This is a genomic window from Streptomyces sp. NPDC059853 (genome assembly GCF_042731495.1).
Taxonomy (GTDB): domain Bacteria; phylum Actinomycetota; class Actinomycetes; order Streptomycetales; family Streptomycetaceae; genus Streptomyces.
In genome coordinates this window covers 1-10826 of record NZ_JBHWJL010000171.1, presented here as the reverse complement: position 1 = coordinate 10826, position 10826 = coordinate 1, and the positions used below count along the sequence as shown (strand labels likewise).

The 10826-nt window shown below is 73.2% G+C and carries 8 protein-coding genes; 4 read left to right on the top strand and 4 right to left on the bottom strand.

The features are described from left to right. Nucleotides 1-24 precede the first annotated feature (24 nt). From ACFV5N_RS18020 to ACFV5N_RS18005, 4 genes are all read right to left on the bottom strand, one after another. Nucleotides 25-2280, bottom strand: a complete 2256-nt coding sequence (locus tag ACFV5N_RS18020) for a glycoside hydrolase family 9 protein (RefSeq protein ID WP_385600520.1) — start codon at nucleotides 2278-2280, stop codon at nucleotides 25-27. Between the two features lie 179 nt (nucleotides 2281-2459). Beyond that, complete coding sequence (locus ACFV5N_RS18015) at nucleotides 2460-3095, bottom strand: DUF4291 domain-containing protein (RefSeq protein WP_385600514.1); 636 nt, start codon at nucleotides 3093-3095, stop codon at nucleotides 2460-2462. 103 nt (nucleotides 3096-3198) lie between these two features. Continuing rightward, a complete protein-coding gene (locus ACFV5N_RS18010; RefSeq protein WP_385600511.1) occupies nucleotides 3199-4053 on the bottom strand; it encodes an ABC transporter permease in 855 nt (284 codons plus the stop codon). Further along, complete coding sequence (locus ACFV5N_RS18005; protein WP_385600508.1) at nucleotides 4050-6782, bottom strand: alpha/beta fold hydrolase; 2733 nt, start codon at nucleotides 6780-6782, stop codon at nucleotides 4050-4052. The genes ACFV5N_RS18010 and ACFV5N_RS18005 overlap by 4 nt, the downstream gene beginning before the upstream one ends. A gap of 142 nt (nucleotides 6783-6924) precedes the next feature. Between ACFV5N_RS18005 and ACFV5N_RS18000 the strand changes: the two genes are divergently transcribed. From ACFV5N_RS18000 to ACFV5N_RS17985, 4 genes are all read left to right on the top strand, one after another. Next, on the top strand, nucleotides 6925-7152 hold the full coding sequence (locus tag ACFV5N_RS18000; RefSeq protein WP_385600505.1) for a potassium transporter TrkA: 228 nt from the start codon (nucleotides 6925-6927) through the stop codon (nucleotides 7150-7152). 15 nt (nucleotides 7153-7167) lie between these two features. Continuing rightward, nucleotides 7168-8646: a cation:proton antiporter gene (locus tag ACFV5N_RS17995; RefSeq protein WP_385600504.1), complete on the top strand. Its 1479-nt coding sequence runs from the start codon at nucleotides 7168-7170 to the stop codon at nucleotides 8644-8646. 68 nt (nucleotides 8647-8714) lie between these two features. Continuing rightward, nucleotides 8715-9197: a MarR family winged helix-turn-helix transcriptional regulator gene (locus ACFV5N_RS17990; RefSeq protein WP_385600501.1), complete on the top strand. Its 483-nt coding sequence runs from the start codon at nucleotides 8715-8717 to the stop codon at nucleotides 9195-9197. 98 nt (nucleotides 9198-9295) lie between these two features. Continuing rightward, a complete protein-coding gene (locus ACFV5N_RS17985) occupies nucleotides 9296-10825 on the top strand; it encodes an MDR family MFS transporter (protein ID WP_385600517.1) in 1530 nt (509 codons plus the stop codon). Nucleotide 10826: the final 1 nt, after the last annotated feature.

Sequence of the window (10826 nt, the reverse complement as noted above, 5' to 3'; positions counted from 1 at the left end):
GCGCGGCCCCGTACCCGGGGCGGATCAGCCGGTCAGGTCGACCGCGTAGGAGGCGACCCAGGCCAGCGGGGCGTTCCAGTAGATGGTGACCTCATTGGTCGCGTACGACTCGATGTGGTCGATGTAGCACATGGCCGGGGCGCAGCCCGCCAGTTTCTCCTCGGCGATCGGGTCCTGGAGTTCCTGGTTGGGCCCGCCGGCCACGCTGCCCGGCGGCGGGTGCGGCAGCGCGGGGTTCAGCTGGGCCGCCCAGAACCGGTGGTGCTGGTTCTGCGCGTACCGCTCGCCGTACCCCGTGACGTACGACAGGTTCAGCGGATTGGCGCCCAGCAGATAGTCGAAGCCGCGCAGCACCGCGTCCCGGTAGCGGTCGTCCCCGCTCAGATCGTGCGCGGTGCCCAGCACCACCATGTTGTTGAGGATCTGACTGTTGGAGCCCCACACATAACCGGCGTCGGCCGGGAAGGGCACCCCGTACGCGGAATCGGCCGAGTCGGCCACGAACCGGTCCGCCGCTTCGAGCACCTGCGCGCGCAGCGCGTCGCGCTCCCCGGCCGGCAGCGCGCTCGGCACGGTGGCCAGGCTGAGCGCGCCGAGACCGGCCGTCGACTGCCACGACAGCCCGCCGGGCGGGAACACCGCCTCGGTGTCGCCGTGCAGTTCGGAGCCGAGCAGCGCCTGCCGGTAGCCGTCCTCGCCGGTGGTGACGAAGAGTTCGGCCGCCGCCCAGTAGAACTCGTCGCGCACGTCGTCGTCGGAGTACGCGCCGCCGCCCTGGCCGTCGTCCGGCGAGGCGTACCGCTCGGGGTTGGCCACGGCCGCGTCCCAGGCCGTCTCGGCGGCCGTCGCGCAGGTCTGCGCGAACTCCGCGTCGTACGGGGCGTACAGCCGGGCGCACTGCGCGGCGGCGGCGGCCAGGTTGAGCGTGGCGGCGGTGGACGGCGGGGCCAGTTCCCGCGGCTGCGGGTCCTGGTCGGGGCGCAGCGGCAGGCCCGTCCACTGCCGGTCGTGCAGCTTGTGGTGCGCCATGCCGGCCAGCGGCTCGCCCTCCGGCACCTGCATCCGCAGCAGGAACTCCAGCTGCCAGCGCGCCTCGTCCAGGATGTCCGGCACCCCGTTGCCCTGCTCGGGGATGGCCAGGGAGCCGTCGCCCAGCGCGTCGCCGTCGGCGCCGTCGGCGGTCAGGGTGCGCTCGTAGGAGGAGAGCAGCTGGGCCACGGAGATGCCGCCGTTGACGACGTACTTGCCGTGGTCGCCCGCGTCGTACCAGCCGCCGTGCGCGTCGAGCCGGTAGTCGCACTGACCGGGGCGGCAGGGCACGTCGTAGTCGCCCTGGTTGACGCCCTCGTTGAGGTGACCGGCGGGGCGTGCGTACTCCTCCCCCACGTACTGCGCCTCGATCTCGATACCGCTGCGGTTGTGGTAGAAGTACGCCAGCGCGTCGGTGCGCAGCGAGGAGTAGAGGTCGTCGCCGATGGCGAACGGCTCGCTCACCTCGCCGTCGACGGCCACCGTGTACCCCTCGCCCGCGGTGGCGAACTCCCCGAGGTCGAAGGTGTGCACGTGCTGGTCGGAGCTGGGGTCCACGCCGGCCGGGGTGGTGCTGCCGGTCGCCACTTCCGTGCCGTCCGCGTCCCGCAGGGACCAGGTCAGGGGCGATGTGCTGTCACTGACCACGGTGCCCTGCTTGGGGCCCGCGGTGAGATAGCCGACCTGGTTGACCCGGACCGGTGAGCCGGTGTCCGGCTCGTACACCGGCGGTTCGGCGCCGCCGCGCAGCGAGACGTTCTCCAGGCAGAAGGTGTACGCCTCCGCGTAGCCGCCGATCTGGAAGGCCAGCTGGGCGGCGGTGTAGTCCGCCTTGGCGGTGAAGACGTGGCTGATCGGCTCGGGGTCGGGCCCGGTGCCGATCGGGTCGGCGGCGGCCAGTTCGGTGGTCCAGGGCTCCTCGGCCAGCTGCACGTTGGTGCGGATGGTGACCGGGGCGGTGGCGGTGGCGGTGTAGGTCAGGGTGTAGCTCTCGCCCTCGGTGAGGGGCAGGCCGTCCTGGCCGACGATGGCGTCCCAGGCGTTGATCGTGCCGCCGGGGACGTCGGCGCACAGCCGGCCGTCGACCACGGCGGCGGGGCTGTCGGCGGTCCACCACCAGGGGTCGGTGCCGTCGGCGAAGTCGCCGTTGACGATGAGTTCGGGGGCTTCGCCGGTTTCGTCGGCTCCGGCGGTGCCGGTCGAGGTGAGGGCGACGAGCGAACCGGCGAGCAGGGCGGTGACGGCGGTCACGGCGCCGGCGGCGGGCAGCCGGCGTCTGCGGTGGCGACCGGGAGGTGCTGAGGACACGGCTCTTGTCCTTCCACGGATCGGTGGGGGGAGGGACACGCTCTTGGGAGCGCTCCCATCGGCATGGTGGAGGCGCACCGCCGCCCCGTCAAGAAGCCGGACACCGCCCGTGCGGTGCCCTGTTACGCGCCGGGTGCCCCCGCCGGGGCCGGGAAGGGCGGCAGTTCGGCCCGCAGATGGCTCAGGGCGCCGTCGGGGACGGAGTAGGGGCGCTCGGCGGGCAGCAGGCGCCGGGCCGCCTCCAGGTCGCCGGCCCGCACCCGGGCGTGGACGGTGTGCGCGAGGTCGGTGACGTCGGTGATCGACACGGTCCACTCGTCCGCGTAGCGGCGCGCGGCCTCGCCGGTGAGTCCGAGTTGCAGCGAGCGGTGGGGCAACGGCTTGAGGCGCAGGTCCCGTTCGGGATCCCACTGCGCCCGGGCCGGCGCCTCCCGCAGCCGGCGGCGCCAGGTGGCGTGGTCGCGGTGGAGGCCGGAGGCGTAGTGGGACAGGCAGGCGTGGTCGAGGGCCCACGCGAAGCCCTCGCGGGTGATCTCGACGGCGAGGACCGTCTCCTGGTTCTCCTTGGTGCCCCAGCCGCAGCGGTACATCATCCACAGGAAGGAGGGTTTGATCCACGTCATCCGGTCCCGTTTCCAGGCGGCCGGGAAGCGGCCGTCCCGGGCGGCGGGCAGGCCGATGGCCGGGGCGTAGGCCTGGTAGACGGTGACCGTGGTGGCGGTGTGCAGGGCGCGGATCTCGTACCGGGGTGGTGTCACCCGCCCAGCCTCGGGCAACCGGGCCGCCCGGCGCCAGCCGATAACGGCAGCACGCGGCCGGTCCCGGGCCGTACCGGCGGCACGGCCCAGGACCGGTGGGGCGTCAGGAGACGATGTCCTTGGTGCGGAAGCCCCGGAACGCGAGGGCGAACAGCACCAGGGCGAAGGACACCGAGACCGAGGCGCCCTTGAGCATGCCGGTCCACTCCACGTGCGGCTGGAGGGCGTCCAGCCAGGCGAACGCCCAGTGGGCGGGGAGGAATTCGCGCCAGTCGCCGAGCGCGGTGATGGCGTCCAGGATGTTCCCGACGATGGTGAGGCCGATGGCGCCGCCGACCGCGCCGAGCGGGGCGTCGGTGACGGTGGAGAGCCAGAACGCCAGGGCGGCGGTGACCAGTTGGCTGACGAAGAGGTAGCCGGTGATGAGCGCGATCCGGCCGAGTGCGTCGGCCTCGCCGATGCTGCCGCCGATGGGCAGCTGGAGCGGGCCCCAGCCGTAGGCGGCAGTGCCCACGCCGAGGGCGATCAGCGGCAGCAGGATCATGGCGGCGGCGCTGAACGCCAGAGCCACGGTCAGCTTGCTGATCAGCAGCCGGGTGCGGGGCACGGGCGCGGCCAGCAGATAGCGCAGGGAGGACCAGCCGGCCTCCGAGGCCACGGTGTCGCCGCAGAACAGCGCCACCGGCACCACGAGCAGGAAGCCGGCGGACAGGAAGAGGCAGGTGACCGCGAAGTTCGGCCCGGAGAGGGTCGCCACGTCCATCATGCCGGAGGTGGAGCGGTCGCCGCGTCCGCCGCCGACGGCGAAGGCGACTGCCACCACGAACGGCAGCGCGATCAGGACCCCGGCCACCACCTGGGTACGGCGGCGGCGCAGCTGGCGGGCGGCCTCGACCCGCAGCGGGAGGGTGCGGTGCGGCCGGTAGCCGGGGGCCAGGGTCTCGGTCGGGGCACTCATGCCGCGCCTCCGATCAGGGTGAGGAAGGCGTCTTCCAGACGCCGGTGCGGGGCGATGGCGGCGACGGGGACCTCCAGCCGTACCAGCTCGGGGAGCAGGCCGTCGGGGGTGGTGCCGTCCAGCCGGATCAGCAGTCCGTCGTCGTCGGTGGGCGCGCGGCGGACGGCGGCGACGCCGGGCAGGGCGGCGATCCGCTCGATCAGCTCGTCGGGGACGGGGCGGGCCAGGGTGGCCAGCAGGGTGTCGCCGGAGCCGGCGATCTCCGCGACGGGACCGGCCTGGAGCAGCCGGCCACGGTCCATGACGACCAGATGGGTACAGGTCTGCTCGACCTCCGCCAGCAGGTGGCTGGAGACGATGACGGTGCGGCCCTGGGCCGCGTACCGGATCATGACCTCGCGCATCTCGCGGATCTGCGGCGGGTCGAGGCCGTTGGTGGGCTCGTCGAGGATCAGCAGGTCCGGCAGGCCGAGCATGGCCTGGGCGATGGCGAGGCGCTGCCGCATGCCCTGCGAGTAGGTGCGCACGGCGCGGGCGAGGGCGTCGCCGAGGCCGGCGATCTCCAGGGCCTCGTCCAGGTGCGCGTCGGCAGCGGGGCGGCCGGTGGCGCGCCAGTACAGCTCCAGGTTGGCGCGGCCGGACAGGTGCGGGAGGAATCCGGCGCCCTCGACGAAGGCGCCGACCCGGGAGAGGACGGGGGCGCCGGGGGTGATGCGCTGCCCGAAGACCCGGATCTCGCCGGCGTCCGGGGTGATCAGCCCCATGAGCATGCGCAGGGTGGTGGTCTTCCCGGCGCCGTTCGGGCCGAGCAGTCCGAGCACCTGGCCGCGCTCGACGGAGAAGCCGAGGTCGCGCACGGCGTACCGGTCGGCGGAGCCGGCGTAGCGCTTGGTGAGGCCGGTGATGCGCAGCGGGACGGCGGGATCGGCCGCCGGGCCGCCGTGCGGGCCGGGGTCCTGGGCGGGCACCGGGGCGGTGCCGGTGGACGGAGCCCGCTCGTCCGGGGCGGGTGCCCGGCGGGCGGTGCGGTGGCGGCCGGTGAGCAGGAGGAGCACCGCGACGGCGGCGGCCGCCGGCGGGAGGGCCCAGGTCCACCAGGGCAGGGCGGCCGGGAGCGCGGTGACCTGCGGGGCGGTGGGCACGGTCAGGGCCGCGTCGTCGTCCGCGAGGGTCACGGTGTGGGTGGCGGGCTCGGGCGGGGAGGCGTAGCCGAGGTCCGTGGTGGAGACGACCAGGCGCATGCGGTGGCCGGCCTCGAAGGGGTAGTCGATGGCGGGCAGCGGCAGTTCGGCCGTGGTGCCGTCGCCGTCCGTGCCGGTGACCCGGACGGGGGTGACCAGCTGGGCGGGCAGCGACTGGCTGCTGCCGTCCGGGGAGACGTCGTACACCTTGAGGAAGAGCACCGCCTCCGGCGCGTCGGAGGCGATGTGCAGCCGGACGGCCGGGGCGCCGGTGACCCGGACGGTCTCCTCCAGCGGTGCGCTGTCGAAGCTCGCGAACTGGCCGGGGAAGTCGAGGGCCAGGTCCATGCCCAGGGTGGAGAGGCCGCTGAGGGAGCCGAGGCCGGGGACGGCGGAGATCGAGGGCGGGGTGCCGCCGGCCGGGTTGGCGATGTCCTGGGCGGAGCCGGTGAGCGCGATCCGCCGCGGGTCCCCGGCCAGGCCGGGGTACGCGGCGGCCTCGGCGCCGCGCAGCAGGGTGTCGCCGTTGGTGGTGTCGATGCCGGAGATGCGGGTGACGCGGAAGGCCGGGCCGGTGTCGGCGGCCGGGTCGTCCTTCAGATAGCGGTCGAACCAGCGGGTGACGCGCTCCTGGATCCGGTCGTCCTCGGAGATGCCGCCGTCGTGCCCCGACCAGGTCCAGTCGACGGCGACGGGGGCGCCGTTCGCCTCGATGGCGGTGGCCAGGGCGTCGGCGTGGTCCAGCGGGAAGAGGGAGTCGTGCTGGCCCTGGACGATCAGGGCGGGGACGTCGATGCGGTCGGCGACGGCGGCCGGGCTGCGTTCGGTGAGCAGCGCGGTGGCCTCGGCGTCGGGGGCGCCGCTGACCGCGACCCGTTCGTACATGGCGCACAGTTCGGGGGAGAAGTTGGCGCACCCCTGCCCCGTGGTGAAGAAGATCCCGGCCCACAGCTTCTTGAAGACGCCGTCGGGGAAGAGGGCGTCGGCGAGGTTCCAGTAGGTGATGCGCGGGGCGATGGCGTCCACCCGGTCGTCGTGGCCCGCGGCCAGCAGGGCGATCGCGCCGCCGTAGGAGGCGCCGCTCATGCCGACCCGGGGGTCGCCCTCGGCGTCCAGCAGGACCTCGGGCTGCTCGGCCAGCCAGTCGATGAGGCGGCTGACGTCGGCGACCTCGCGTGCGGGGTCGTTGAGGCCGACCTGGCCGCCGGAGGCGCCGAAGCCGCGTGCCGACCAGGTGAGGACGGCGTACCCGTCGCGGGCGAGGTCCTCGGCCTGGTCGCGCAGGTCGTCCTTGCTGCCGCCGAAGCCGTGGCCGAGCAGGACGGCCGGGCGGCGGGTGCCGGGGTCGCCCGCGGTGAAGTAGGAGGTGTCGATGGCGACGGGTTCGCCGTCGTCGGCGGGCATCTCGGCCATCCGGTCCTGACGGTGGACCTCGGGTCCGCTGTCGCCCGCGGCGACCGTCCAGGTGGCGCCGCCGGCGAGGACGACGGCCAGGGCCGCCGCTCCCGCGAGCAGCCGCCCGCGCCTCCGTGGCCTGCGAGGGGTCATGGGCTCGGGTTCCTTCCGCCAACGGGCACACCACGCTAACCGATCACCCGGAGGGACCCCGCCCGCCCCCTGCTGGTTGACCGGCTGGGTGATACTCGTTGAGCAAACCTTGACAATCCGGGCGAATCCAGGGAGGCCAGGTATGGGCCAAGGCGTACACGTCACGGATCTGCCGGGGGTCGGCAAGCGGTACGACATCGATCTGGAGCGCGAGGACGAGCGGGTCTCGGTCGTGATCCGCTCCGGCGGGGTCCGCGATCTGTACGTCTTCACCTCCGGCTCGGCCGACCCGACCGCCGTGCTGGAGCTGACGGAGGAGCAGGCCCGCAAGGTGGGCGCGGTGCTGTCGGCGACCTTCTTCGAGTCGTGAGGGGGCGGCGGTCGGGTGCCGGAAGCTGATCTGCTCGGTCTGGGCGCCGCCGTCCTCCTCGCCGGTCTGCTGGCGCGGCTGGCCCGCCGGTACGGGCTGCCGTCGGTGCCGTGCTACATGCTGGTGGGCATCGCGCTCGGTCCCGGCACCCCGGGGCCGGTCCTGATCCGGCACCCGGCCGATCTGGCGCTGATCGCGGCGCTCGGGCTGGTGCTGCTGCTGTTCCACCTGGGCGTGGAGTTCCCGGTGGACGAGGTGCTGGGCGGCGGACGGCGGCTGGTGGTCGCGGCGAGCTGCTACATCGGGCTGAACATGGCGGCCGGGCTGGTGTTCGGCTTCGCACTGGGCTGGGGCGCCTCGTCCGCGCTGGTCGTCGCCGGGGCGCTGGGCATCTCCTCGTCCGCCATCGTCACCAAGCTGCTGATCGAACTGCACCGGCTCACCAACGCCGAGACCCCGGTGATCCTGGGGATCATCGTGCTGGAGGATCTGTTCCTCGCCTTCTATCTGGCCCTCCTCTCCCCCGTGCTGTCGGCCGGCGACACCACCGGCGAGATCGTCCGCGACATCGCGCTGAGCTTCGGGATGCTGGCCGCGCTGCTGCTGGTGGCCCGGTTCGGGGCGCGGGCGGTGGGCCGGCTGCTGGACACCCGCGAGGACGAGGTGCTGGCCGTGGTCACCATCGGACTGGTGGTCCTGGTGGCCGGGACGGCGCAGGAGGCGGGCGTCTCGGATGCCATCGGGGCGCTGCTGACCGGTCTGGTGGTCGCCAGGACCCGGCTGCGGGAGCGGGTGGAGCGGCTGGTGACCCCGCTGCGGGACGTGTTCGCGGCGGTGTTCTTCGTGGTGTTCGGACTGAGTATCGACACCGGGCATCTGGGGGCGGTGGTGGTGCCGGTGGCGGTGGCGGTCGCGGTGACCGTGGTGGCCAATCTGAGCGCGGGGGTCGTCACGGCCCGGCTGTTCGGTTTCAACCAGCGCGGGGCCGCCAACATCGGGCTGACGGTGCTGGGGCGGGGCGAGTTCTCGCTCATCCTGGCGACGCTGGCGCTGGCGGCCGGGCTCGATGCCCGGATCGGCCCGTTCGTGGCGCTGTACGTGCTGGTGCTGGCCGTGCTCTCGCCGCTGCTCGCCGCGAACTCCCGCTACCTCGCGCGGGTGATGCCGGACTGGCTGCTGCGCCGGGACTGGACCTATGTCCGCGAGGAGACGATCAGCACCTCGTGCACCCATCTGGACCAGATCCGGGTGACCGAGACGGACGCCGAGGAGTGCCCGGAGTGCGTGGCGCGCGGCAGCGACTGGGTGGCGCTGCGGCTCTGCACGACCTGCGGTTTCGTGGGGTGCTGCGACGACTCCCCGCACCGGCACGCCAGCGAGCACGCGGCGCGGACCCGGCATCCGATCATCCAGTCGGCGCAGCCGGGCGAGGACTGGAAGTGGTGCTTCGCCGACGAGACGCTGGTGCGCGCGCCGCTGGGCACCAAGCGCTGACGAAGTCCGGGTCAAACTTTCCCCAAACCATTTACATGTAGCAAGCAACTTGTCGTACGGTCGAATCCGTGACCGAGATCCCCGCACGCGATCGAACCGACCCCGCCGCTCCGTACGCGGAGCTGGGCCGCCAGCTGTGGGCCGTGGGGGCGATCAACCGTGAGATGGGGCGGTCCCTGCCGCACGACTGCCCGCCCGCCACCCTCGGACTGATCTCCGTGCTGTCCCGCAAGGGGGAACTGCGGATGGGCGGGCTCGCCGATCTGCTGGGCGTGGACATCTCGGTCGCCAGCCGGTACGCCGCGCACGCGGTGGACCGCGGCTGGGTGGAGCGCACGCCCGACCCGGCCGACAAGCGTTCCCGGCTGCTGCGGGTGACCGCGAGCGGCGAGGCCCTGCTGGCCGAGCTGTCCCGGCGCTACACCGACGCCCTCGCCCGCTACCTCGCCGACTGGTCCGCCGCGGACGTCGGACACCTCAATGACCTGCTGATCCGCCTGCGGACGAGCTTCGACAGCTGCCGCTCCCGGCCGGCGGATCCGGCCGACTGAACCAACCAGGGAAGAAGCACCCGACGCGTATGTCCTCACCTCGTCCAGCCCCCGTGCGCCACGACGCCGCCGTCACCCGTAGCGAGGACGGCGGCGCCATGACGCACCGGGAGATCATGCGGGCGCTGTCCGGGCTGCTGCTCGGCATGTTCGCCGCCATCCTCTCCTCCACCATCGTCACCAACGCGCTGCCGCACATCATCTCCGACCTCGGCGGCGGCCAGAGCGCGTACACCTGGGTCATCACCGCGACGCTGCTGGCCATGACGGCCTCGATGCCGCTGTGGGGCAAGCTGGCCGACCTCTTCAGCAAGAAGCTGCTGATCCAGCTGGCGCTCGTCATCTACATCGCCGGCTCGCTGATCGCCGGCCTGTCGCAGAACTCGGCGACGCTGATCGCCGTCCGCGTGGTCCAGGGCGTCGGCGTGGGCGGGCTCGCCGCGCTGGCGCAGATCATCATGGCCGCCATGACCAGCCCGCGCGAGCGCGGCCGGTACGGCGGCTACTTCGGCGCCACCTTCGCCGCCGCCACCGTCTCCGGGCCGCTGATCGGCGGCGTCATCACCGACACCCCCGGGCTCGGCTGGCGCTGGTGCTTCTACATCGGGGTGCCGATCGCGGCCATCGCCCTGGTCGTCCTCCAGCGCACCCTGAAGCTGCCGGTGGCGCGCCGCGCGGTGCGCATCGACTGGCTGGGCGCGCTGCTGCTCTCCGGCGCCGTGTCGCTGCTGCTGGTCTGGGTCACGCTGGCCGGCGACTCCTACGCCTGGGCCTCGTGGCAGACGGCCGCGATGACCGGCGGCGCGGTGCTGCTGGCGCTGCTGTTCGTGCTGGTGGAGGCGCGGGCGGCCGACCCGATCATGCCGCTGCGGCTGTTCCGGGACCGGACGATCACGCTGTCCTCGCTGACCTCCCTGTTCGTCGGGATCGCGATGTTCAGCGGCACGGTGTTCTTCAGCCAGTACTTCCAGCTGGCGCGCGGCGAGTCCGCCACCATGTCGGGCATCATGACCATCCCGATGATCCTGGGGATCTCGATCTCCTCCACCGTCTCGGGCCGGGTCATCTCGCGCACCGGCCGGTGGAAGAACTGGCTGGTCGCCGGGGGGCTGCTGATCAGCGCCGGGATGCTGGCGCTGGGCACGATCCGGTATGACACCCCGTACTGGCACGTCGCCGTCTTCATGGCGCTGCTGGGGCTCGGCATCGGGATGATGATGCAGAACCTGGTGCTGGCCACCCAGAACCAGGTGCAGCCCTCCGATCTGGGCGCGGCCAGCTCGGTGGTGAACTTCTTCCGCTCGTTCGGCGGCGCACTCGGCGTCTCGGCGCTGGGCGCGGTGCTCGCCAACCGGGTGGGGCGGTACACCGCGGACGGGCTGGCGCGGCTCGGTGTGGACGCGGGCGACGGCGCGGTCGGCGGCGGGGGCATCCCGGACCTGAGCCAGTTGCCCGACCCGCTGCGCACGGTGCTGGAGACGGCGTACGGGCACGGGGTCGGGGACGTGTTCCTGTTCGGCGCCCCGGCGGCGGTGCTCGCGCTGGTGATCACCCTGTTCATCAAGGAGGTCACGCTGCGCGGATCCCAGCACGCGCCGCGGACCGGGAACGGCGGCAGCGCCTCCTGAC